We start from the raw sequence: 22,809 nt of genomic DNA on the forward strand, positions 1-22,809 counted from the left end.
CACACCGCCATCACCCTCCGCGACCACCTCGACATCCCACTCATCACCACCATCCACGCCACCGAAGCCGGCCGACACCAAGGCTGGCTCCCCGAAGAGATGAACCGCACCATCCACGCCGTCGAACACTGGATCAGCGGCGAGTCCAACCGGGTGATCGCCTGCTCCGGATACATGCGCGACGAGGTCAACGCGCTGTTCGGCGTGCCGACCAGCCGGATCGACGTGGTGCCCAACGGGGTGGACGACCGGGCCTGGCACGCCCGCCCCCGGGCGGTGGCCTCGGCCCGGGCCCGGTTCGCCGGGGGCGGGCCCCTGGTCGGGTACGCCGGCCGGCTGGTCTACGAGAAGGGCGTGCAGCACCTGATGCACGCGGTGCCGTACCTGCGCGAGCGGCACCCCGGGCTGCGGGTGGTGATCGCCGGCGACGGCCCGTACAAGGAGGAACTGGTGGACCAGGCGCACCGGCTGCGCCTCGGCGACACGGTGCGCTTCGCCGGTTTCATGAACTCCACCCAACTCCCGGCCATGTTGGCCGCCACCGACGCCACCGTGGTGCCGAGCCTCTACGAGCCGTTCGGCATGGTCGCCCTGGAGGCCGCGGCGGCCGGCGCGCCGCTGGCGGTCGCCGCGACCGGCGGCCTCGCCGAGATCGTCGAGCCCGGCGTCACCGGGGTGACCTTCCCGCACAGCGACCCGGACGCGCTCGCCGGCGCGGTCGACCGGCTCCTCGGCGACGAGGTCTTCGCCCGCCGGGTGGCCCGTCGGGCCCGCACCATGGTCAGCGAGCGGTACGGCTGGGCGACCATCGCCGTGCACACCGCGAGCAGCTACGCCGCGGCCCGCCGCGAGCACGGCACGTTCCAGGCCCAGCGGGCGGCGAGCCGGCTGGCCACCGGGCGCACCCGGATCGCCATTCCGGAGGGGAACCTGCTGACGACCGGCCATCCGGCCTGCTGACAGCTTTCCCCGGCCTGTCATCCGATAGGTCCACACCGATCCGCTGGCTATGGTGTACGTCGACCAGCGGTGAGGAGAACGGTGCAGCAGGTAGTGATCGCCGGCCGGTACCGCCTGCTCGACCTCGTGGGGCGCGGCGGGATGGGCCGGGTGTGGCGGGCGAGGGACGACGTGTTGCACCGCGACGTCGCGGTCAAGCAGGTCGTCCCGCCGGCCTGGTTGTCCGACGAGGAACGCGACGAGCTGCGCCTGCGCACCCTGCGGGAGGGCCGGACGGCGGCCCGGCTCAACCACCCCAACGTGGTGCGGGTCTACGACGTGGTGTCGGTGGGCGGCGACCCATGGTTGATCATGGAGTACGTCCCGTCCCGGTCGTTGCAGAACGTGCTGGACACGTCCGGGCCGGTGTCGCCCCGGCAGGCCGCGGCGATCGGGCTGGCGCTGCTGGCCGCGCTGCGCGCCGCGCACCACGCCGGGGTGCTGCACCGCGACGTGAAGCCGGCCAACGTGCTGATCGCCCACGACGGGCGGGTGATGCTCACCGACTTCGGGCTGGCCGTGTTCGACGGCGGGGACGGGGCGATGACCCGGCCGGGGCTGATCCTCGGCTCGCCGCAGTTCGTCGCCCCGGAGCGGGCCGCCGAAGGGTCCTCCAGCGTGGAGGCGGACCTGTGGTCGCTCGGGGCGACCCTGCACGCGTCCGTCGAGGGCCGGTCCCCGTACGCCCGCAGCACCGCGATGGCGACGCTGAGCGCCCTGGCCACCCGGCCGCCCGACCCGGCGCCGCACGCCGGCCCGCTGCGCCCGGTCCTGGCCGGCCTGCTGTGCCGCGACCCGCGCGACCGTACCGACCACGACGAGACGCAGCGGCGGTTGGCCTCGGCCACCACCGGGGGCGGGGAACCGTGCCCCCTGGCCCTCGCCGCGCCGGCCACGGTGCTGCCGCCGGACGTCCTCGACCCGGGTGCCGCCCCGGGTGCCGCCCCGTGGCCGTCCACCCCGGTCGACCACGGCCGCCCGGCCGGATCCGGGCCGAACGGCCGGCGCTGGCCGTTGGCAGTGGCGGCCGGGGCGTTCGCCGCGCTCGCCGCGATCTCCACCGCGATCGCGATCGGCCAACGCGAGCACGACCGGGGCGCGCCGCCGGGGATCGAGGCCGGGCGGGCGGGAGTGGCACCGGACGGGACGGGAGCCGAGCCGAACCGGGGAGCCGAGCCCGGAGCGGGGCTGCCCGGAGCGGGGCCGCCCGACAGGCACGTGCCGCCTCCGCCCTTCCCCTGCCTGCGGCCCTACCCCGCCGGCGAACCCGTTCCCACTGTCTCCCCCGCCCGGGGCGAGCGGCTGCGGCTGCCGGCCGGTTGGCGTTGGTACGCCGACCCGACCGGGTTCCGGCTCGCCGTGCCGCCGGGCTGGCGGCACTACCGGGAGGGGGACGCGGTCTGCTTCCAGGATCCGACGGCCCGGCGGGTGCTGACCATCGCCCCGGCCGGCGTTCCCGGCGCCGCCCCACTGGCCCGGCTACGGGTGAACGAACGGCGCGCGCTGGACGCGGGCGCCCTGCACGGGTACGCGAGGATCCGGCTGGAGACGGTGTCCAGCCGGGGGTCGGAGTGGGAGGCCACCTGGGACGCCCCGTACGGGGCCCGGCTGCACGCGGTGCAGCTGATCCCGCGGGACGCCCGGGCGTGGTCGCTCTCCTGGAGCGCCCCCGACGTGGACTGGCTGACCGGCGCGACCGAGCGGGACAGGGTGCGGGTCAGCTTCCGGCCCGGCACCCCGGGCTGAGGCACGGCGCCCACCGACACGGCGCGCGTCGACACCGTCCCCTGTGGACCGTCCGGGTTGTTGCCCCCGGGCGGCGGCTCTGCCAGAGTGGCATAGTTTGTGGATCAAGATCCCTGGGGAGGGCGAGGCGTCATGATGGGACCGTCCCACGCGCTGTCGGGCGCGGCGGTGTGGCTGACCGGCTCCTGGGCGCTCGACCAGTTCGCCGACTACCACCAGTCGCCGCTGGCACTGGCGGTCGGCACCGCGGTCTGCGCCGGCGGGGCGCTCTTCCCCGACCTCGACCTGTCCGGCAAGGTTACCCGCAACCAGGGCGGCGCCACCGTGGCCCGCACCTTCGGGGTGGTCAGCCTCTTCGTCGCCGAGGTGATGGAGAAGATCTCGCTCGGTGTCTACTACGCCACCAAGCTGAGCAAGGACCCGCGCCGCAACAACGGCCACCGCACGCTGACCCACACCATCCCGTTCACCGTGCTGGTCGGCTGGGGCACCACCGCGCTGTGCGCCACGTACGGCAAGTGGGCCGTGGTCGGCATCCTGTTCTTCATGTTCGGGCTGGCCCTGCGCGGGCTGTTCGACCGGTGGGCGGAGCGCGCGGGCTGGGTCATCGTGACCCTGACCTCGGCCGCCGCCGCCTGGTTCACCTTCGCCAACCTGCCCGGCGACCGGGGGTACCCGCTGATCGGGCTGGCCGTCGGGGTGGGCTGCTTCGTGCACATCCTCGGCGACATGATCACCCGTGCCGGGGTGCCGATCCTCTGGCCGATCCCGATCAAGCGCCGGATGTGGACGATGGTCGGCCTGCCGAACAGCATCGCGCTGCGCACCGGCAGCAAGGCCGAGGTCATCGTGCTGCGCGGCGCGCTGACCGCGCTCGCCGTGCTGGCCACCGTGGGCCTGGTCGCCCCCTCCGTGCTGCGGAAGTTCAACATCGAGATCTGACCGCGCCCCGGTCGCGGCCACCGGAGCACCGCCGGCGGACCGAGCGCCCACCGGGCCGGCGGGGCCGGTCGAGGACGGCGCTCCCGTCGACACGTCCTCGACCGGAGGGCGTCAGCCCCCGACGCCCAACGCGGGCTCGGGGGCCTCCAGCAGCGGCCCTCGCACGGACCGGCCGATGCGATGGGCCTCGGCCAGGATGTGGGTGCGCCAGCGTCGCCACAGCGGGGCGAGCCGGGAGGTGACCAGGACGACGTCGACGGCGTCATCGGGCAGGACGGTGCGGATGCCGATGGCGTGGTGGGTCGGGTGCGCGGGGTCGGCGGGCAGCCGTTCGAGCAGCGTCTCGTCGTATTCGAACAGGTCGGCGGGCGGGAACCCGGCCGGCAGGGTGTCGCCGCAGCCGAACACGGCGACCCGGGTGCCCGGGGGCAGGGTGTCGCGCAGGTGGGCCAGCTCCGCCGTCACGTCCAGGCCGCGGACCCGGTTGGTCCCCCGGCGGATGGCGGGCAGCTCCAGCCTGACGTGCCAGTCGCGGGTGTCCTCAAGCTGGGGCAGGTGCTTGGAGTACCAGGCCCACAGCAGCTCCACCAACGGCTCGGGATGCTTGTGCAGGAACGTGAGCATGTTGCTGCGGTTGTCGCTGAGGTCCGGGTCCGTCCGGCGCGGGTGCGGCGCGTCCACCGCCCAGCCCTCGCGGCTGACCTCAAACGACAGGCCGTGCCGGTACAGCCGGAAGCCCAGCTCCGTGTCCTCGGCGCCCCAGGAGCGGAAGATCTCGTCGAAGCCGCCCACGGCCCAGAACTCCTCGGCCGGCACGGAACAGTTGCACGTCCAGAACAGTTGCCAGGGCAGCGCCGTGCGGGCGAGGTAGAAGCGGGCGGTCGCGAAGAGGGAGTGCCGGGAGTCCTGGAATTCCGGGTCGGTGCCGTGGTCGCGTACGACCTCCTCGGGGGTGTGCCTCTGGAGGAGCTCCTCCAGACCGGGGGTCGGGTAGTCGGGACGGAAGCCGTAGGTGTAGCCGATCACCGCCCGCGCCGGGCCGGGCTCCCGGTGCGCGGCCAGGTGCCCGGCGACGAAGTCGGGGCCGGGCAGGATGCCGCTGTCCACGAAGGCCAGGATCTCGCCACGGGCGAGGCGGGCGCCGGCGTTGCGGGCGGCGGCGGCCCGGAAGCCCAGGTCCTCCTGGAAGTGGTAGCGCAGGCGGAGCCGGTCGGTGAAGTCCTCCACCGTCTGGCGGGTGTCGTCGGTCGACCCGTCGTCGGCGACGATGACCTCGAAGGCGTCCGACGATATCCGCTGGTCGGCCAGGGCCGTCAGCGTGCCGCGCAGAAGACGGGAACGGTTGTAGGTGGGAATGATGACGGAGAGCAGTGGCGTTGCGGCGCCAGGGGACATTGTGGCGACTCCGTGTGGTCGGGGCGTAACAACGTAGCCGTCGCCGAGCGTCGGGGTCCATCATCCGTGAGGGTTATTCACCTCCTCCTCACGATTCGATCCGAGAGAATCCCACCGAGTGGGCATTCACGCACCGTCGGGCGCAATCCGCCTGTGTGGACAGAGCTTGCGCTCGCACCGGATGAATCGGCCCGCGATTTCCGCTGCTTTGAGGGTTCCGTTTCGTCGCCCTGCTGGATGTCGACAAGAAGTATTCACCGTTGGTTCAACGATAACGTTCAGGGGATGACAACTGGTTTCACCGACGCCGCCCATGTCTTCGACCCTGCTGCCGTCATGGGGTTGCTCCCGGCCAGGCCACGGCTCCTCGCCCTGGGCGAGCCCACCCACGGCGAGGACGTCCTGCTCGACCTGCGAAACGATCTCTTCCGGCAGCTCGTCGAGCGGGAGGGCTACCGGACGATCGCGATCGAGAGCGATTGCCTGATGGGCCTGGTCGTGGACGACTACGTCACCTCGGGCACCGGCACCCTCGACGAGGTCATGGAGCGCGGCTTCAGCCACGAGTGGGGCGTCTTCGCGGGCAACCGCGAGCTGGTGCGCTGGATGCGCGCGTACAACGAGGGTCGGCCCGCGGCGCAGCAGCTCCGCTTCGCCGGTTTCGACGGCCCGCTGGAGATCACCGGCGCCGCGAGCCCCCGGCAGGCCCTCACCGCACTGCACACCTACCTCACCGCCTGGGTCGACGCCGACCTGCTCCCCTGCACCGCCGAGACGCTCGACCGCCTGCTCGGGGCCGACGACCGCTGGCCGAACCCCGCCGCGATGATGGACCCGTCCCGGTCCGTGGGGCGGACGCCCGAGGCCAGGCAGCTGCGGCTGCTCGCCGACGACCTGGTGGCCCTGCTCGACGCGCAGCAACCCCACCTGATCGCGGCCTCCCCGGAGGAGGACCGGCACCGGGCACGCCTGTACGGGCGTACCGCCACCGGGCTGTTGCGCTACCACTCCTGGATGGCCGACACGTCACCGAGTCGCCTGGCGTGGCTGCTCGGCGTGCGGGACTCGATGATGGCCGCCAACCTGCTCGCCCTCGCCGAACGCGGGCCGACGCTGGTGAACGCGCACAACGGCCACCTCCAGCGGAACAAGAGCACGATGCGGATGGGCGGCCTGCCGGTGGACTGGTGGAGCGCCGGCGCGATCGTCAGCGCCCATCTGGGCGAGGGTTACGCCTTCCTCGCCGCAGCCCTCGGCACGATCCCCCACCGGGGGGTGGACGCCCCGCCTCCGGACACCGTCGAGGGGCTGCTGTACGCGCTCCCGCAGGAGCGATACGTCGTCGACGCCCGCCGACTGGCCACGGCCCTCGCCGACGCGACGCCCGTTCCCCGGGTGTCCCCCTGGTTCGGCTACGCCCCGCTTGATCCGGCCCACCTGGCCAGCCCCGACGGGATCGTGTTCGTCAAGGACGTCCGGCGGGGCCAGGGGTAGGCGCTCGGCGTCGCGTGGGTCCGGCGGCCGGCCGCGTCGTCGACTATTGACGCCCTCGTGACACGTGTCCTACGGTCTGCCGAAGCGCCATGTCGAAGCGTTTCGACATGGCGTTTCGACGCGGTTGGTTTCGACAGGGCGTTTCGACGCGGGTTCGACGCGGGTTCGACGCGGGTCGACTTGCCGCGGCATCACGGTAGGAGCCGAGAAGTGAAGTTCACCGACGGGTACTGGCTGCTGCGGCCGGGGGTCAGCGTGCTGCGTCCCGGCGCGGTCGAATCGGTCGAGCCGGACGAGAGGGGCTTCACCGTCTTCGCGCCGACCGGCCGGATCACCGGGCGGGGAGACACCCTCAACCGGCCGGTCGTCACCGTCCGGTTCTTCTCCCCCGCCCCCGGCGTCGTCGGGGTGACCGTCGGCCACCACTGCGGCGGGCTGCCGAAGCAGCCCCGCTTCGCGCTGTCGGCCGGCGACGGCCACCCGGTCACCGTGGAGGTCACCAGGGACAGTGCGTCCCTGACCACCGGCGAACTGACCGCCCGGGTCACGCTCGGCGACCGGTGGCGGGTCGACTTCCTGCACGGCGACCGCCTGGTCACCTCGTCCACCGAGCGCAGCGTCGGCATCGCCACCGACGGCGAGGGCCGCACGTACGTCCACGAGCGGCTGGCGCTGGGCGTCGGCGAGACGGTGTACGGCCTCGGCGAACGCTTCGGCCCGTTCGTCAAGAACGGCCAGACCGTCGACATCTGGAACGCCGACGGCGGCACCGCCAGCGAGCAGGCGTACAAGAACGTGCCGTTCTACCTCAGCAGCGCCGGGTACGGGGTCTTCGTCGACCACCCCGAGCACGTGTCGTTCGAGATCGGCTCCGAGGTGGTCTCGCAGACCCAGTTCAGCGTCGAGGGACAGTCGCTGACCTACTACCTGATCGACGGGCCCACCCCGAAGGACGTGCTGCGCCGCCACACCGCGCTGACCGGCCGGCCCGCCCGCGTCCCGGCCTGGTCGTACGGGCTGTGGCTGTCGACGTCGTTCACCACCTCGTACGACGAGAGGACCGTCACCGAGTTCATCGACGGGATGGCCGAGCGGGACCTGCCGCTGTCGGTGTTCCACTTCGACTGCTTCTGGATGCGGCAGTTCCACTGGGTCGACTTCGTCTGGGACCCGGCGACCTTCCCCGACCCGGAGGGCATGCTGCGCCGGCTGCACGAGCGGGGCCTGAAGGTGTGCGTCTGGATCAACCCGTACATCGCCCAGCGCTCCTACCTGTTCGAGGAGGGCCGCCAGGCCGGGTACCTGGTCCGCAACCCCGACGGCTCGGTGTGGCAGTGGGACAGGTGGCAGGCCGGCATGGCGCTGGTCGACTTCACCGACCCCGACGCCGTGGCCTGGTTCTCCGGCAAGCTCAGGGCGCTGCTCGACATGGGTGTGGACTGCTTCAAGACCGACTTCGGCGAGCGCATCCCCACCGACGTGGTCTGGCACGACGGGTCGGACCCGCAGCGGATGCACAACTACTACACCCACCTCTACAACCGGGCGGTCTTCGAGCTGCTGGAGGCCGAGCGCGGGATCGGCGAGGCGGTGGTGTTCGCCCGGTCGGCCACGGCCGGCGGGCAGCAGTTCCCGGTGCACTGGGGCGGCGACTGCGAGTCCACGTTCGCGGCGATGGCCGAGTCGCTGCGGGGCGGGCTGTCGCTGTCCGCGTCCGGGTTCGGCTACTGGAGCCACGACATCGGCGGCTTCGAGGGCACCCCCGACCCGGCCGTGTTCAAGCGGTGGATCGCGTTCGGGCTGCTCTCCTCGCACTCCCGGCTGCACGGCTCCGGCTCGTACCGGGTGCCGTGGGCGTTCGACGACGAGGCCGTCGAGGTGCTGCGCCACTTCACCCGGCTCAAGCTGCGCCTGATGCCGTACCTCGCGGCGGCGGCCGAGGAGGCGCACCGCGACGGCGTGCCGGTGATGCGGCCGATGGTGGTGGAGTTCCCGGACGACCCGGCCGCGGCGTACCTGGACCGGCAGTACATGCTCGGCCCCGACCTGCTGGTGGCGCCCGTGCTGAGCGCCGACGGCCGGGTGACGTTCTGGGTGCCGGCCGGCACGTGGACCCACGTGGTCACCGGCGAGCAGCTCACCGGCCCGGCCTGGGTGGACCAGAGGCACGGCTTCGACAGCCTGCCGGTGCTGGCCCGGCCCGGCTCGGTGCTCGCCGTCGGGTCCACCCACGACCGGCCGGACTACGCGTGGGCCGACGGCGTCGAGCTGCGCCTGTACGCGCCCACCGAGGGGCGGCGGACCCGGGTGCGGGTGCCCTCGCCCGGCGACGGCCCCGGGGCGGAGTTCGAGATCCGGTACGCCGACGGGGCGGCCACCGCCGATCTGGTGGGCGGAGAATCATCGGGGTACAGCGTGGTGGTCGTGGGAGCGGAGGCGAACCGGTGACGAGGAGTTTTCCCGAGGGGTTCCTGTGGGGGGCCGCCACGGCTGCGTACCAGATCGAGGGCGCGGCCACCGAGGACGGCCGGGGCCCGTCCATCTGGGACACCTACAGCCACACCCCCGGCCGCACCCTGAACGGGGACACCGGCGACGTGGCCGCCGACCACTACCACCGGTGGGCCGACGACCTCGGCCACCTGTCGGAGCTGGGGCTCGGGGCGTACCGGTTCTCGATCTCCTGGCCCCGGGTGCAGCCCGGCGGCTCCGGGGCGTTCAACCGGGCCGGGGTGGACTTCTACTCCCGCCTCGTCGACGGCCTGCTGGAACGGGGCATCCGCCCGGTGGCCACCATGTACCACTGGGACCTGCCGCAGGAGCTGGAGGACGCGGGCGGCTGGCCGGCGCGGGACACCGCGCTGCGCTTCCGGGACTACGCGGCCGGCATCGTCGGCGCGCTCGGCGACCGGGTGCACACCTGGACCACGTTCAACGAGCCGTGGTGCTCGGCGTACCTCGGCTACGGCTCCGGGGTGCACGCGCCGGGACGCACCGAGCCGGCCGGGGCGCTGGCCGCCGTGCACCACCTGAACCTGGCGCACGGGCTGGCCGGGCGGGCGGTGCGGGAGCTGGCCCCGGCGGCGGAGTTGTCGGTGACGCTGAACCTGCACGTGATCCGCCCGGCGTCGGACTCGGCCGCCGACGCCGACGCGGTGCGCCGCATCGACGCGCTGGCCAACCGGGCGTTCCTCGGGCCGATGCTCGACGGGGCGTACCCGGCCGACCTGATCGCCGACACCGCGAACGTAACCGACTGGTCGTTCGTGCGCGACGGCGACGAACGGGCGGCGGGGGTGCCGTTGGACGTGCTCGGGGTGAACTACTACTCGACCACCCTGGTCCGGGCGTGGGACGGCGTCTCGGCCCGGTCCGCCGCCGACGGGCACGGTAGTTCGGCGCACACCCCGTGGGTCGGCGCCGCGAACGTCGACTTCCTGCCCCAGCCCGGGCCGTACACCGCGATGGGCTGGAACATCGACCCGAGCGGGATGACCGAGCTGCTGCTGCGGCTGTCCCGGGAGCACCCGGGCCAACCGCTGATGATCACCGAGAACGGCGCCGCGTTCGACGACGTGGTCTCCCCCGACGGCCGGGTGCACGACGACCGGCGCGTCGACTACCTGTACCGGCACGTCGACGCGGTCGGAACGGCGATGGACGCGGGCGCGGACGTCCGCGGCTATTTCGCGTGGTCGCTGCTGGACAACTTCGAGTGGTCGTACGGCTACGACCGGCGGTTCGGCATCATCCGGGTCGACTACGACACCCAGGCCCGGACCTGGAAGGACAGCGCGCACTGGTACCGGGGTCTGGTCACCACGGGCCGGCTGGAGCCGCCGGCCGGCTCCTGACCGGCCCCGTTCGCCCGGGCGGCCCGGACCCGGCTGCTCCCCCTCCGAGAGCCGGCCGGCGCGCTCAGCGGAGCTGCTCGTCCGCCCAGCGGGCGAGCAGCTCCAGCACCGGTCGGCGGCCGGCGAACATCTCGGCCTCGCCGCGCAGGTCGTAGGTCTGCGCGGTGCCGCCGCCGGCCCGACCGAGCATCAGCGGGGCCAGCCAGAAGTACTTCGCCGCCCCGGTGAGCCGCACCGCGCGGGCGACCTCGGTCCGGTCGAGGGTGCCGCGCAGGCCGTCGGCGTACCGGTCGACGACCGTGGTCGCCACCTCGTCGAGCAGTGCGACATCGACCAGCCCGTCGAGGAAGGTGTCCAGCACCAGGTTGGCGGCGTCCTCGCCGACCGGCCCGGGGCCGACGAACGACCAGTCCAGCAGCACCGGGCCGGCGTCGCCGAACACCAGGTTCATCGGCCAGCAGTCGTGGTGGCACAGGGTGCGCGGCAGCCCGTCGGCGGCGGCGAGCAGCGCGTGCCGGCGTTCCCAGAGCCCGCGCAGGGCGGCGCGCAGCGGCGCGGGCCACGCGGCCACGGCGACCGGGTGGTCCCACGGCACCGGCTCGACGACCGGCCGGGTCAGGGTGTAGTCGCGCAGCCAGTCCCTGGCCAGCCAGTCGTAGCCGGGCGACCGGCCGAGCCAGGCGGCATGCCCGGCACCGAGCCGGGCCGCGACGTCGCCGAGGTCGGCGACCGTGGCGGCGGTGCCGGGCCGCCCCGCGACGTCGGCCAGCCAGAGCGCCACGCCGCCGTCCGGACGCTCGTCGACCCCCAGCGTCTCGGGCGCGGCCAGCCCGGCGTCGGCGTACGCCCGGGCGGCCAGGCCGCCGTGGTACGCCTCGACCTCACGCCGCCAGTAGTTCCAGTGCCCGGGGTCGGCGCTGCCGGCCCAGTGCGTCGGGCCCTCGCGGCCGGGTGGGGTGATCAGCTTCAGCACGGCCGGGCGGCCGTGGCGACGGGTCCGCCAGATGCCGCCGGTCACCGCGTTGAGCGGGTTGTGGGTCAGCTCCTCGGCCGGCTCGTCGGCGGGCACCAGGTCGATGGGGGGACGCGACACCCGTTCGACCCTACGGCCTGCCGACGCCGATCGACCGCCGACCACCCGCACCAGCCGAGCTACGCCACCGACCGGCGGCACGAAACCAGGTACAATTTTCTGTACTTACCCTGGAGGCGATCATGCGGACCGTGAATTTCACCCAGCTGCGGCAGAACCTGGCCGCCGAGCTCGACAGCGTCATCAACGACGCGGAGGAAGTGGTGGTGACCCGGTCGGGCCATGAGCCGGTGGTCATCGTGCCACTTGCGGAGTACGAGGCGATGAAGGAAACCGAGTACCTGCTCCGCAGCCCGAGCAATGCCGCAGCCCTGCGTCGATCGATCGCGGAGCTTGAGGAGGGCGACGCCGCCGAGCGGGAACTGATCGACCCGGCCGACGTTCGGGACGTCGCGTGAGACTGGTCTTCACCACGACGACATGGAGCCAGTACCTCAGCCACACAGACCGCAAACTGGTGAAGCGCATCAACGACCTCATCGCGGACGTGATGCGCAACGGATACGAGGGCATCGGCAAACCGGAGCCCCTTCGGGGGGAGCTGTCCGGGTTCTGGTCCCGGCGGATCGATCGCGAGCACCGGCTGGTGTATCGGATCACCAAGGACGACGTCGAGATCATCGCCTGCCGGTACCACTACGGTGACAAGTAGCGGCCCACAACCGGGGCGCCGGTCGCCCTGGTCACCGGGCCGGCCGACCCGATCCGGCCGGCCGGCGCAGGGTCAGGCGCCGACGCGTTGGGGTGGGACGGTCAGGCCGTACAGGGCCATCAGTTCGGGGGTGTCGACGCGGCTGCCGTCGGCCACCGAGTCGCAGGCGATGTCCACGATCTGGTCCTTGTGCGCCAGCAGGTAGGGCCGGGCGCCGACGTCGGCGCTGGCCAGGGTGGCGATGCCGGCCCAGTGCCGGCGGCCGAAGAGCATCGGGTACCCGCGCAGCCCGCTGTAGGTGGCGCAGGCCAGCACGTCGGGGTACGGCAGCGCGGCCACCCGCCGCACCGCCGCCGGGGTGAGCCCCGGCATGTCGACGGGCACCACCACCACCGCCTCGACCGTCTCGTCGGTCAGCGCGGCCAGGCCGGCCCGGATCGACGAGCCGACGCCGGTCCCCCACGCGCGGTTGACCACCACCGTGGCCCGGGCCAGGTCGGCGGTCTGCCGGACCTGGTCGGCCGCCGCGCCCAGCACCACCACGAGCTGCTCGCAGCCCGCCTCGGTCATCGTTTCGATCATCCGGTCCACCAGGGGTTGCCCGCCCTGGTGGAGCAATGCCTCCGGGCCGCCGAGGCGGCGTCCCCCGCCCGCCGCGATGATCATTCCTGCGATTCGCACACCGGGTGCAACGAGCGCCCGACAGATCAGTGTCGGGGCGAAACGGGTATTTGCCACGCATCGCCCCGGCATCGGCTTCAACGGCGGTACGCGTCGGCCAGCGCGGTGAAGGCCGCCTTGGGCTCCCACGGCAGGTCGGGGTACGTGTCGCCGAGCCGGTCCTCCAACACCTTCACCAGGCCGTACGAGGCCCGATCCACGTCGCGCAGCGGGTCCTCGCGGTGCGGCAGGTTGTACGACGCGAAGGTGCACCAGAACGCGGTGTCCACCCCCTCGGCGGCGAAGATGTCGAGCAGCTTCCGCAGGTACCCGGCCTGCTCGTCCTCGTCGCGGGCGTAGTCGCCGGTCAGCCGGGCGCCTTTGGCGCCGTCCCACTCGACGATGAACATGCCGCGCGCCCCGAGGTCGGCGGCCCCACGGTGGGTCGTGCACCCGAACTCGGTGATCGCCACCGGCTTGCCCTGGGCGACGAGGGTCCGGATGCCGTCGACGTACGCGTCGGCGACCTCGGCCGAGTGGTAGGCGTCGGACGAGACGTGGTCGAAGGGCGTCCAGTCGATGCGCTCGCTCGGCAGCGAGGCATAGGTGACCTTCCCGCCGAACCGCGCGCGGACGACCTGGACGGCCTCGCCGAGGAAGGCGTTCAGCCGGGCGGGCACCTCGGGCAGCACCTCGCGGAGGAGGTCCGGCCGGGTCAGCACGTCCAGCCGCTCGGCGAGCGTGTCGCCGGGCAGGAACCCCTTCGTGAACAGCGTCAGCTCGGCCCCTGTGACGAGGACGACCTCCGCGCCCCGCCGGCGCAGCCCCTCGGCACGCTCGGCGCAGTCGGCCAGGACGTCGAGCAGCTCGTCGGTGGTCAGGTCGCAGGTGAACGGGGAGAACCACACCTCCAGCCCGACGTCAGCGGCGTGCCGGGCGGCGATCTCCAGCCGATCGGGGATGCCGCCGGTGACCCGGACCGCCGTGCAGTGCAGGTCCTCCCGGATGACCCGCATCTCACGCCGCACGACCTCCGGGTCGAATGGCTCGCGGGTGCTCTCGCCGGCGTCGACGAAGCCGGTGTCGTACGTGATTCCCTTGCCGCGCACAGCTGCCCACCTTCATTAGGGTACGCAGCGTACGTTAAAGCGGTGGCGTGGCGCGGCGCAAGACGGGGGCTGGGGTACGATCCGTACCCGTCATGGCAGGCGACGGGGCGGAACGGACCGGGGCGACGCGGCGGCGCGGGGCGGCCCTGGAACAGGCGATCCTGTGCGCCGCCGCCGACGAGCTGCTGGAGTCCGGCTACGCCGGCCTCACCATGGACCGGGTCGCCCGGCGGGCCGGCACCAACAAGAACGCGATCTACCGACGCTGGCCGAACCGGGCCGCGCTCGGCGTCGCCGCGTACCGGCAGCTCGCCGTGGCCAACCTGGACCCGCCGGACACCGGCGAGCTGCGCGGCGACGCGCTGGAGCTGCTGCGCCGGGCCAACTGCCACTGGACGTCCCCGCTGGGCGAGGTGCTGCGCGGCCTGCTGTCCGGCGTCGGCGAGGAGCCGGAGCTGCTGGCCCAGTTGCAGGAGCAGGCCGGCGCCGCCGGGACGGCCGGCTGGCTGACGGTCCTCGACCGCGCCGTCGCCCGGGGGCAGGCGTCACCCGAGGCCCGGCACCCCCGGGTGGCCACGGTGGCCCTCGCGCTGCTGCGCAACGAGATCGTCACCCGCGGGATCGCCAGCGCGCCGGACGACGTGCTCGTCGAGATCGTCGACGAGGTGTACCTGCCGCTGCTGCGCGGGCGCGCCCGCCCGGGCGTCGGCTGACCGGGCGTCGGCTGACCGGCGCGCGGACCCGACCAGCGCCGGCCCCGGGGCGGTGGCGCCTCAGGCGTCGGCGTAGCAGTCGACGACGGACAGGTCCAGCGGGAACCGGACCGGGGTGTCGCCGAACAGCAACGCGGCTGCCCGCTCGCCGCTGGCGCGCACCGCCTCCGCCACCGCGTCGGCCTGCGCCGCCGGGCAGTGCACGATCACCTCGTCGTGCTGGAAGAAGACCAGCTCGGCATCGGTGCCGGCGAGCGCCGCCCGCAGGGTGGCCAGCAGGGTGGAGGCCCACTCGGCGGCGGTGGCCTGGATGACGAAGTTGCGGGTGAACCGGCCCCGGGAGCGGGCCGCCCGAGCCCTGGGCCCCTGCGGGTCGGCCGCCGCGCCAGGGTCGACCCCGGCGTCGTCACCGTCGGCGAAGCCGGCCGTGCCGGGCGGGCACGTCCGGCCCAGCCAGGACCGGACCAGCCCGCCCGCCTCGCCGGTGCGGGCCGCCGCCTCGACGTACGCGAACGCGGTCGGGTAGTTGCGCCGCAGCACCGCGAGGGCGGGGACCGCCATCCCGCCGGTCTGCCCGTACATCGCGCCGAGCAGGGCCACCTTGGCCCGGGCGCGGTCGCCGCCGAAGGAGTCCCGGGCGAGGGCGGCGTAGAGGTCGCCGGCCCCGCCGGCGGCGGCGAGCCGGGCATCGCCGGAGACCGCCGCGAGCACCCTCGGTTCGAGCTGACCGGCGTCGGCGACGACGAGCCGCCAGCCCGGGTCGGCCGCCACCGCCCGCCGGATCACCTTCGGGATCTGCAACGCGCCGCCGCCCCGGGTGGCCCACCGGCCGGAGACCACCCCGCCGGGGACGTACTCCGGGTGGAACCGGCCGCCGCGCACCCAGGCGTCCCGCCAGGCCCAGCCGTGCGCCGTCCAGATCCGGTAGAGCTCCTTGTGCTCCAGCACCAGCGGCACCGCGGGGTGGTCGACCCCGCGCAGCACCCAGGCCCGGGTGTTGGGCAGCTCCACCCCGGCCCTGGCGAACGCCTTGAGCAGCTCGGCCGGGGAGTCGACGTGCACCTGGCGCAGCCCGAACGCCGCCGCGATCCCGGCGGCCAACTCGGCGAGCCGACGGGGCGGACCGCCGACCGGGGACGGCTCGCCGAGCAGCTCGGTGAGGAGCTCGTCGTGCACCTCGGCGCGCCAGGGCAGCCCGGTCGCGCCCATCTCGCCCGCGATCAGGGCGCCGGCCGACTCGGCGGCCACCAGCAGCCGGAACCGGCCGGGGTGCTCGGTGGCCGCGGTCCGGGCGAGCTGGTCGGCGTACACCCGGGTCAGGGCCTCGACGCCCGGGCCCGGCGGGCCGGGCAGCGCGTCGAAGAGCGCGCCCTGCCCGTGGCCCGGCGGTTCGGCCGCGCGGGGCGGCGGGTCCGGCGGCACCGGCCCGCCGGTCAGCCGGGCCCAGGCGGCGGCGAGCGAGCGGGGCTCACCCCAGCGGCCGGCGTGCCCGAGCAGCAGCGACTCGGTCAGCTCGACGTCGTGGCAGCGGTCGAGCCGGACCCCGGCGCGCAGCAGCGCCGGGTAGACGGCCGCGCCGCAGGCCCAGACCCAGCGCGGATGCTCTGCGGCCTCCCGGGCGGCCACGGCTGCGGCGAGGTCGGCCACCGACTCGGCCGGGGCCGTGGGCCGGCCGGCGGGGTCGAGGGGTTGCAGCGCTCCCCCGCCCCGGTCGTCCGACACCACTGCCACCAGCACGGATGTGATTCTGCCTCGCCCCTGTGACACTCCCTCGCCGGGCACGGGCACGACGTACGGGAGTGACCAACCCCTCGAAGGGGTTGGTCACTCCCGTAGTACGTGCGCCCGGCGAGGCGCGGGTGGGGCTACTTCACCGCGCCGGAGGTCAGACCGGACTGGATCTGCCGCTGGAACACGGCGTACACGATGATCATCGGCAGGATGGCGATGGTGAGGGCGGCAAAGAGGCCGGACCAGTCGGCCTCGTAGCCCGCATTGACCGAGATATCCGCGATGCCCTGGGTGAGCACCCACTTGTCCTTGGCGTTGGACAGCAGCACCAATGGCAACTGGTACTGCGCCCACTGGCCGATGATGTTGAAGATCGCAACGCTGATCAGGCCAGGCTTGGCCATCGGCACCATCACCTGGAAGAACAGCCGGGTGTGCGAGCAGCCGTCGATCATCCCGGCCTCGGCCACCGAGTTCGGCAGCGTCCGGAAGAACGCCGCGAGGAAGAACACGGTGAACGGCAGCGAGTACGCGGTGTAGACCAGGATCACGCCGGTGTGGGTGTCCAGCAGGCCCAGGTTCTTCACCACGAAGAACAGCGGCACCAGGGCCAGGAAGACCGGGAACGCCAACCCGGAGACGAACAGGTAGTACACCGCCCGGTTGCCCCAGAACTTGTAGCGGGCCAGCACGTACGCGGCCATCGAGCCGAGCAGCATGGTGGCGAAGGTGCTGCACCCGACCACGATGACGCTGTTGACGAAGTACCGGCCGACGCGCGCCTTGGTCCAGGCCCGGCTGAAGTTCTCCCAGCGCAACTCGGCCGGCAGCGTCCACGGGCTGCTGAAGATCTCGCTGGTGTTCTTGAACGCCGCGAGGAACGTCCACAGGATCGGCACGATGACGATCACTGCCCAGACTGCGAGCGCGATGTGGCCGAGGCTGGAGAACAGTCGCACCTGTGAGCGACGGCTCTTCGGGTCGGGCCCGGTGGTGGACTTCGCGGTACGGGGTGGCAGCGCCGACGGCGCCGACGGCAACGTGGTCTTCATGTCAGTACTCCACGCTTTCCCGCTTGGTCAGCCGCAGCGTCAGCGCCGCGAACGTGAGGGTGAGGAAGAACAGCGCCACGCCCATCGCCGAGGCGTAGCCGTACTTCGAGTAGACGAACGCGTTGCGGTAGATCTCGTTCGCCAGCACCGTGGTCGCCCCGTCGGGACCCCCGCTGTCCACCGAGAGCACCGCGACGATGGCGAACGCGTCGAACGCGGCGATGCCGAGGTAGACCCAGGCCACCTGGAGGGTGTCCCAGAGCAGCGGCAGGGTGACCCGGAAGAAGAGGGTGACCCGGGTCGCCCCGTCCATCTCGGCGGCCTCGTAGATCTCGCCCGGGATGGAGGCCATCCCGGCCGAGAAGAGCACCACGTAGAAGCCGACGGCCTGCCAGACCAGCACCGCGATGATCGACCAGAGCGCCAGGTTCGGCCTGACCAGGAACAGCACCGGGTCGAACCCGAACTCCATCAGCACGCCGTTGATCAGGCCGGACTCGTTGGGCCGGTAGACCATCTGGAACAGCACCGCGATGATCGCCACGGCCAGGACCTGGGGGAAGAAGAACACCACCCGGTAGAACTTCGCCCCCCAGACCCCCTGACGCTGACCGCCGACGCTCCGGCCGCCCACGTTGAGCTGGAAGGAGAAGAACAGCGCAATGGCGATCGTGATCAGCGGCAGGGCAAGCAGCAGTACGCCGTGGTGCTGGACCGCCTTCCAGAAGTTGCCGTCGTCCAGCAGCCTGCGGTAGTTGTCGAAGCCCACCCACTGGGGGGCGGACAGGCCCCGCCAGTTGGTCATCGAAATCTGGAACGCCTGGGCGTACGGTGCGATGACGAAGACCACGTACAGCGTGACCGGGGCGAAGAGGAACCCGATCACGAATGGATACTTGCCGTGCCGCATGACCCCGCTCCGATCAGCGCTTGAACTTGGTGATGGAGCTGTCCTTCTTGATGGCGTCGGCGCGCTTCTGCACCCGCTCGACGAAGGCGTCGGCCTTGATGCGGCCGAACATCAACTCGTTGGTGGCGGTGCGGACCTCGGTGTCCAGCTCCTTGTACCAGCCGTCGAAGTAGATGTTGAACACGTCCTGGCCGGCTGCCTTGAGCGCGGCCTGGGAGCTGGCCACGCCGGGCGGGAAGGCGTATCCCTCGGAGCCGGCGGTGACGACCGTCGGGGCCTTGACCACCTCGGTGAAGCCCTTCGCGCCGGCCGTGGACAGCATCTGACGCATGTACTCCAGGCCGCCGCGCGGGTTCTTGCTCTTGGCCGAGACGAAGTAGCCCTCACCGGCCGTGGCCCGCAGCGCGGTGGCCGGCAGCTTGTCGGACGCCGACAGGCTCGGCACCGGCATGAGCTGGTACTCGAAGCCGGCCGGCGTGTCCTTCTTCTGCTCGCCCTCCAGCCAGTCGCCGCTGGGGTAGAAGGCCAACTTGTACTGGTTCTGCCGGAGCTGGACGTCGGTGTGCTTGAGCCCCTCGAAGCTCTTGTCCACGTACTTGGCACCGATCTCGGCCCACGCCGTGGCCGCCTGCTTGACGGCGTCCTGCTGCCAGGCGCCGTCCTCCAGGTTGTCGATGTTCTTCAGCACGTCCGCGCCGCCGATCTTCGCGGCCTGGGTGAGGATCACGTTCCACTGGTAGTACGCGGCGTTCGCACCGGCGTAGCCGTAGGGGGTGATGCCCTTGGCCTTGATCTTGTCGAGCAGAGCGGTGAACTCGCTCCAGTTCTTCGCGGGCGCCCAGCCGTTGTCCTTGAACAGCTTGCCGGAGTACCAGATGCCGAAGACGGTGGAGACGTAGTAGAGCACGTACGGCTTGCCGTTGAACGAGCCGACGTCGACGGTGCCGGGGACCACGGTGTCGCGGACCTTCTTGCTCGGGTCGTCCACCGACGGGGCGTCCCACAGCTCGGTGAGGTCCTGAAGCTGCCCGTCGGCGACCAGGGCGCCGAAGTCCATCAGCTTCTCGCCCGAGTTGTTGACGAACTCCGGCGGGTTGCCGGAGGCGAACCGGGGCTGGAGCACCGTGGAAACCGCCTGGGTCGCCTGGTGCTTGACCTCCGCCTTGGGGAACGCCTTCTTGTAGAGCGGCTCGTGCACGTCGGTGGCGTACTTCTCGCCGTAACCGCCGTTGAAGATGACCACCTCCAGCGGGGCGTCGTCCTTGACACCGAGCGGGTTGGTGGCGCTCTTGGTGCCGGTCTCGGCGTTGGTGTTGCTCTCCTTGTCGGAGCTGCTGGTCGCACAGGCGCCGAGCAGGCCGGCGGCCGGGATGGCGAGCAGGCCCGCGGCGGCGGCGCGGCGCAGCAGGGTCCGGCGGTTCAGATCGGCCGGGTGCTCGGGGGTAACGGACATCGTTGTCTCTCCTTGTGGTGTCGAATCAGGCGGTCCGCCGGAGACGCCCGGCGTACCGCGACTCAAGGGCGAGGTTGTGCTCGTCCCCTCCGGGGACGTTGGTGGAGAGGTAGATAGGGGGTACCTCTCCGGCCTGGTGGAACCGTCGTACGACCTCGGCGGTCAGCAGCTGCGCCAGCAGCGCGGCGGTGACCGAGGAGACCGCACAGACCGCGCCGCCGCCCTCGAGCGGCAGCAGTGCGTCACCGTACGGCGCGCCGTTGTCCAGCACGACGTCGGCGAGGTCGGCGAGCCGGTGCCCCGACGGGTGCCGAGGGGCGACCCGCGCGGTGTGCTCGACGGAGGTGACCGCGATCAGCGGATGGCCGTTGCCCCTGGCCAGCATCGCCAGCTCGACCACCGAGCCGTTGATGCCGGACTGGGACGCGACCAGGAAGACGTCCCGCGGGCGCGGGGCGGCCAGGGCGTAGAGCTGGTGGGCGACGGCCGGGTCGCGTTCCAGCAACGGATCGGCGAGCACGTCGCGGGGAGCGTCGCCGTGCAGCACCAGGTCGTGCAGGGTGATCCGGTTGGTCGGGACCAGCCCGCCGGCCCGGGCCACCAGCTCGGCGGCGAACACCTCGGAGTGGCCGGCGCCGAACGCCTGGAGCACCCCGTCGGTGCGCAGGCTGGCGGCGATCAGGTCGGCGGCCCGGCCGACCGCCTCGGCCTGCGAGTCGACGAGCCGGTCGAGGACGGGACGGACAGCGTCAGCGTACCCCTGCGCGCTGATCATGCGGCTGCCCCCTTCGCGGCCTTGTGCCCGTCGACGGCCTGGGCGGTGCGCCGGAAGGCCGCGTGGGCGCGGGCGTGGGTGCGCTGCGCCACCGCGATGTAGAGCAGGTCGAGCACGACGAGCTGCGGGTGCCGGGCGGACAGCGCGTCCGGCCGGAAGGTGGTGGCCTGGCTGGCGGTGAGCAGCACGATGTCCGCCAGTTCGGCCAGCGGCGAGCGGGGGAAGCCGGTGAGGGCGACGGTGGTCGCGCCCCGGCTGCCCGCCTCGGCGAGCATCTCGATGGTCTCCCGGGTCTGCCCGGTGTGCGAGATGCCCAGCGCCACGTCACCGGGGCCCAGCAGCGCGGCGCTGGCCAGACCCTCGTGCACGTCGCTCCAGGCCCAGGCGGCCACCCCGATGCGGTGCAGGCTGAGCTGCATCTCCGCGCCGACCAGGGCGCTGCCGGAGGCGCCGAAGATGTTGACCCGGCTGGCGCCGGCGATGGCCACCGCCGCCCGCTCGACCTCGGTCAGGTCGAGCAGCGCCGCGGTGTCGTGCATGGCCCGGGTGTCGGCCGCCATGATCTGGCCGAGCACCCGCTCCAGGGGGTCGCCGGGCTGGATCTCCCGGCCGATGTCGACGGTCCAGCCGGCGGAGCGGGCCCGGCCGGTCTCGGCGGCGATGCCGAGCCGCAGATCCGCGTACCCTTCGAAGCCCATCGCCCGGCAGAACCGGGTGATGGTGGCCGGGGAGGTGCCGCTGCGCTCGGCCAGCTCGACGATGGTCGCGCGGGCCGCGGCCTCCGGGTCGCTGAGCACGTGCTCGGCGACCCGGCGCAGGGCGCCGGTCAGCTCGCCCGCGCCGGCCCGGACCCGGGCGAGCACGCCGTCGGTGGGGAGCGAGCCCCGCCGGTCGGCCGTGTCGGCGTCGACCACGGCGGTGCCCCCGGGGGTCTCCACCTCGTGATCCACCATGCGGACGCCTTTCCGGAAAGAGTCTTAACTGTTAGTGGTAAAATTTCTTACTAAAGACCCCTCGGTGTCAAGCCTGTGGGCGAAGTTTTCAAACCGTTACCTGAACCACCGCCCCTGACCGAGCCCCGAGGGCTTGCCTCCGACAGCCGGGCCCGGCCAACATGAAACCCGCCCGCAACGTAGTCCCGGGGAGGCCCAAACGATGTCCGACACTGTCGTGGTCGGTCTCGACGTCGGGGGTACCTCCACCCGGGCGGTCGCCCTCACCCTGGCCGGGGAACGCCTCGGCGCCGGGCGGGGTGGCGGGGGCAACCCGACCAGCCACGGCGCTGAGCGGGCCGCCGGGGAGGTGCTGACCGCCCTGCGCGGGGCGCTGGCGGGAACGGACCCGGCCCGGGTCCGGGCCGGCACCATCGGGCTGGCCGGCGCCGGCCGGCTGCTCGCCGACCCGGCCGGAAAGGCCGCCTTCGACCGGGCCTGGCGGGACGCCGGGCTGCGCTGCCCCTGCACGGTGCACGGCGACGCGCTGGTGGCGTACGCCTCGGGCACCGCCAGCCCGGACGGCACGGTGCTCATCGCCGGCACCGGCGCGATCGCCGCACAGGTCTGCGACCTGCGGCTGGATCGCGTGGCCGACGGGCACGGCTGGCTGCTCGGCGACGCGGGCTCGGGCTTCTGGCTGGGCCGCGAGGCGGTCCGTCGGCTCCTGGTCGCCCTGGACGCCGGACGGGAGCCGGGCCCGCTGGGCCGCCGGGTGCTCGGCGAACTGCTGGGCGGCGACGGGGTCTCCGCCCGCTCTCGGGACACGGTCAGCGCGGTGATCCAGGTCGTCACCCGCCGGCCGCCGGTGGAGCTGGCCCGGCTCGCGCCGCTGGTGGTGGCCGCCGCCCTCGCGGGCGACCCGGTCGCCACCGGGCTGCTCGACGAGGCCGCCGGGCAACTGGCGGAAAGCGCCGGGCGGATCCGTCCGCCCGGCGCTGTCGACCCGGTGGTCCTCGGTGGCGGCCTGCTCACCGGCGACACCCCGCTGGCCGCGGCGGTCCGGGCGGAGCTGGGCCGGCGATGGCCGGACGCGCCGCTGCGCACCGCCGGCGACGGTGCCGCGGCGGCGGCCTGGCTCGCCGCCCGGGACCTGCCCGAGGTCACCGACCCGGCGGACCTTCATCCGCTGCTGGTGCCGCCGACGACATGACGACGCCGGTCGAGCACGACCCACGCCCGCCGACGCCCCGGCTGCTCCCCCGTTCCCCCCGAGCAGCCGGAACGACCCACCCCACC

Annotated in this window: 20 protein-coding genes; 10 read left to right on the forward strand and 10 right to left on the reverse strand. The window is 72.9% G+C overall.

What is annotated here, in order from left to right; all coding sequences use genetic code 11:
* The 3 genes from ABT023_RS19440 to ABT023_RS19450 all read left to right on the forward strand — a co-directional run.
* On the forward strand, positions 1-960 hold a 960-nt coding region (locus ABT023_RS19440), incomplete at its 5' end, for a glycosyltransferase family 4 protein (RefSeq protein WP_350887489.1).
* 81 nt (positions 961-1,041) lie between these two features.
* Positions 1,042-2,745, forward strand: coding sequence for a serine/threonine-protein kinase (locus tag ABT023_RS19445; protein WP_350887491.1), 1,704 nt, complete (start codon positions 1,042-1,044; stop codon positions 2,743-2,745).
* Between the two features lie 132 nt (positions 2,746-2,877).
* Positions 2,878-3,687, forward strand: a complete 810-nt coding sequence (locus tag ABT023_RS19450) for a metal-dependent hydrolase (protein WP_350887494.1) — start codon at positions 2,878-2,880, stop codon at positions 3,685-3,687.
* Positions 3,688-3,798: 111 nt separating this feature from the next.
* On the opposite strand, the gene ABT023_RS19455 is transcribed toward ABT023_RS19450, so the two are convergent.
* Complete coding sequence (locus ABT023_RS19455; protein WP_350887496.1) at positions 3,799-5,082, reverse strand: glycosyltransferase; 1,284 nt, start codon at positions 5,080-5,082, stop codon at positions 3,799-3,801.
* 285 nt (positions 5,083-5,367) lie between these two features.
* On the opposite strand from ABT023_RS19455, the gene ABT023_RS19460 reads away from it, so the two are divergent.
* The 3 genes from ABT023_RS19460 to ABT023_RS19470 all read left to right on the forward strand — a co-directional run bounded on the left by ABT023_RS19460 (position 5,368) and on the right by ABT023_RS19470 (position 10,430).
* Positions 5,368-6,576: an erythromycin esterase family protein gene (locus ABT023_RS19460; RefSeq protein WP_350887498.1), complete on the forward strand. Its 1,209-nt coding sequence runs from the start codon at positions 5,368-5,370 to the stop codon at positions 6,574-6,576.
* A gap of 210 nt (positions 6,577-6,786) precedes the next feature.
* Positions 6,787-9,024, forward strand: coding sequence for an alpha-xylosidase (yicI, locus tag ABT023_RS19465; protein WP_350887500.1), 2,238 nt, complete (start codon positions 6,787-6,789; stop codon positions 9,022-9,024).
* Positions 9,021-10,430: a GH1 family beta-glucosidase gene (locus tag ABT023_RS19470; RefSeq protein ID WP_350887502.1), complete on the forward strand. Its 1,410-nt coding sequence runs from the start codon at positions 9,021-9,023 to the stop codon at positions 10,428-10,430. Before yicI ends, ABT023_RS19470 begins: the two co-directional genes overlap by 4 nt.
* 64 nt (positions 10,431-10,494) lie before the next feature.
* On the opposite strand, the gene ABT023_RS19475 is transcribed toward ABT023_RS19470, so the two are convergent.
* Positions 10,495-11,523 carry a phosphotransferase gene (locus ABT023_RS19475; protein WP_350887504.1) on the reverse strand — a complete coding sequence of 343 codons (1,029 nt, stop codon included), beginning with the start codon at positions 11,521-11,523 and terminating at the stop codon, positions 10,495-10,497.
* Between the two features lie 122 nt (positions 11,524-11,645).
* Here ABT023_RS19475 and ABT023_RS19480 point away from each other — a divergent pair, with 122 nt between their 5' ends.
* Positions 11,646-11,921, forward strand: coding sequence for a type II toxin-antitoxin system Phd/YefM family antitoxin (locus tag ABT023_RS19480; RefSeq protein WP_350887507.1), 276 nt, complete (start codon positions 11,646-11,648; stop codon positions 11,919-11,921).
* Entirely contained in the window at positions 11,918-12,175 is a 258-nt protein-coding gene (locus tag ABT023_RS19485) for a Txe/YoeB family addiction module toxin (RefSeq protein WP_350887509.1), read from the forward strand. The genes ABT023_RS19480 and ABT023_RS19485 overlap by 4 nt, the downstream gene beginning before the upstream one ends.
* 72 nt (positions 12,176-12,247) lie before the next feature.
* Here ABT023_RS19485 and ABT023_RS19490 read toward each other — a convergent pair whose 3' ends face one another.
* The gene (locus tag ABT023_RS19490) at positions 12,248-12,841 is read right to left on the reverse strand and encodes a nucleotidyltransferase family protein (protein ID WP_350887511.1); all 594 of its coding nucleotides are present in this window, start codon (positions 12,839-12,841) and stop codon (positions 12,248-12,250) included.
* 92 nt (positions 12,842-12,933) lie between these two features.
* Positions 12,934-13,944 carry a glycoside hydrolase family 113 protein gene (locus ABT023_RS19495; RefSeq protein ID WP_350887513.1) on the reverse strand — a complete coding sequence of 337 codons (1,011 nt, stop codon included), beginning with the start codon at positions 13,942-13,944 and terminating at the stop codon, positions 12,934-12,936.
* Positions 13,945-14,036: 92 nt separating this feature from the next.
* On the opposite strand from ABT023_RS19495, the gene ABT023_RS19500 reads away from it, so the two are divergent.
* Positions 14,037-14,657, forward strand: a complete 621-nt coding sequence (locus tag ABT023_RS19500) for a TetR/AcrR family transcriptional regulator (RefSeq protein ID WP_350887516.1) — start codon at positions 14,037-14,039, stop codon at positions 14,655-14,657.
* 60 nt (positions 14,658-14,717) lie between these two features.
* Here ABT023_RS19500 and ABT023_RS19505 read toward each other — a convergent pair whose 3' ends face one another.
* From ABT023_RS19505 to ABT023_RS19530, 6 genes are all read right to left on the reverse strand, one after another.
* On the reverse strand, positions 14,718-16,424 hold the full coding sequence (locus ABT023_RS19505) for a bifunctional 3'-5' exonuclease/DNA polymerase (protein WP_350887661.1): 1,707 nt from the start codon (positions 16,422-16,424) through the stop codon (positions 14,718-14,720).
* Positions 16,425-16,522: 98 nt separating this feature from the next.
* Positions 16,523-17,440, reverse strand: coding sequence for a carbohydrate ABC transporter permease (locus ABT023_RS19510; protein ID WP_350887518.1), 918 nt, complete (start codon positions 17,438-17,440; stop codon positions 16,523-16,525).
* Position 17,441: 1 nt separating this feature from the next.
* Positions 17,442-18,350, reverse strand: a complete 909-nt coding sequence (locus ABT023_RS19515) for a carbohydrate ABC transporter permease (RefSeq protein ID WP_350887521.1) — start codon at positions 18,348-18,350, stop codon at positions 17,442-17,444.
* A 13-nt stretch (positions 18,351-18,363) separates the two neighbouring features.
* Positions 18,364-19,803: an N-acetylglucosamine/diacetylchitobiose ABC transporter substrate-binding protein gene (gene ngcE, locus ABT023_RS19520; RefSeq protein ID WP_350887524.1), complete on the reverse strand. Its 1,440-nt coding sequence runs from the start codon at positions 19,801-19,803 to the stop codon at positions 18,364-18,366.
* Between the two features lie 25 nt (positions 19,804-19,828).
* Positions 19,829-20,578, reverse strand: coding sequence for a sugar isomerase domain-containing protein (locus ABT023_RS19525; protein ID WP_350887527.1), 750 nt, complete (start codon positions 20,576-20,578; stop codon positions 19,829-19,831).
* A complete protein-coding gene (locus ABT023_RS19530) occupies positions 20,575-21,531 on the reverse strand; it encodes a MurR/RpiR family transcriptional regulator (RefSeq protein ID WP_350887529.1) in 957 nt (318 codons plus the stop codon). Before ABT023_RS19530 ends, ABT023_RS19525 begins: the two co-directional genes overlap by 4 nt.
* A gap of 202 nt (positions 21,532-21,733) precedes the next feature.
* Between ABT023_RS19530 and ABT023_RS19535 the strand changes: the two genes are divergently transcribed.
* Positions 21,734-22,723 carry an N-acetylglucosamine kinase gene (locus tag ABT023_RS19535; protein WP_350887532.1) on the forward strand — a complete coding sequence of 330 codons (990 nt, stop codon included), beginning with the start codon at positions 21,734-21,736 and terminating at the stop codon, positions 22,721-22,723.
* Positions 22,724-22,809: the final 86 nt, after the last annotated feature.

Source organism: Micromonospora sp. NPDC002296 (assembly GCF_040296145.1).
GTDB lineage: Bacteria > Actinomycetota > Actinomycetes > Mycobacteriales > Micromonosporaceae > Micromonospora.

Excerpts from the sequence above, each read along its gene's own strand:
- ABT023_RS19450 (WP_350887494.1), top strand. The coding sequence starts at position 2,878 with ATGATGGGACCGTCCCACGCGCTGTCGGGCGCGGCGGTGTGGCTGACC.
- ABT023_RS19455 (WP_350887496.1), bottom strand. The coding sequence starts at position 5,082 with ATGTCCCCTGGCGCCGCAACGCCACTGCTCTCCGTCATCATTCCCACC.
- ABT023_RS19460 (WP_350887498.1), top strand. The coding sequence starts at position 5,368 with ATGACAACTGGTTTCACCGACGCCGCCCATGTCTTCGACCCTGCTGCC.
- ABT023_RS19480 (WP_350887507.1), top strand. The coding sequence starts at position 11,646 with ATGCGGACCGTGAATTTCACCCAGCTGCGGCAGAACCTGGCCGCCGAG.
- ABT023_RS19490 (WP_350887511.1), bottom strand. The coding sequence starts at position 12,841 with ATGATCATCGCGGCGGGCGGGGGACGCCGCCTCGGCGGCCCGGAGGCA.
- ABT023_RS19500 (WP_350887516.1), top strand. The coding sequence starts at position 14,037 with ATGGCAGGCGACGGGGCGGAACGGACCGGGGCGACGCGGCGGCGCGGG.
- ABT023_RS19510 (WP_350887518.1), bottom strand. The coding sequence starts at position 17,440 with ATGAAGACCACGTTGCCGTCGGCGCCGTCGGCGCTGCCACCCCGTACC.
- ABT023_RS19515 (WP_350887521.1), bottom strand. The coding sequence starts at position 18,350 with ATGCGGCACGGCAAGTATCCATTCGTGATCGGGTTCCTCTTCGCCCCG.
- ngcE (WP_350887524.1), bottom strand. The coding sequence starts at position 19,803 with ATGTCCGTTACCCCCGAGCACCCGGCCGATCTGAACCGCCGGACCCTG.
- ABT023_RS19525 (WP_350887527.1), bottom strand. The coding sequence starts at position 20,578 with ATGATCAGCGCGCAGGGGTACGCTGACGCTGTCCGTCCCGTCCTCGAC.
- ABT023_RS19530 (WP_350887529.1), bottom strand. The coding sequence starts at position 21,531 with ATGGTGGATCACGAGGTGGAGACCCCCGGGGGCACCGCCGTGGTCGAC.
- ABT023_RS19535 (WP_350887532.1), top strand. The coding sequence starts at position 21,734 with ATGTCCGACACTGTCGTGGTCGGTCTCGACGTCGGGGGTACCTCCACC.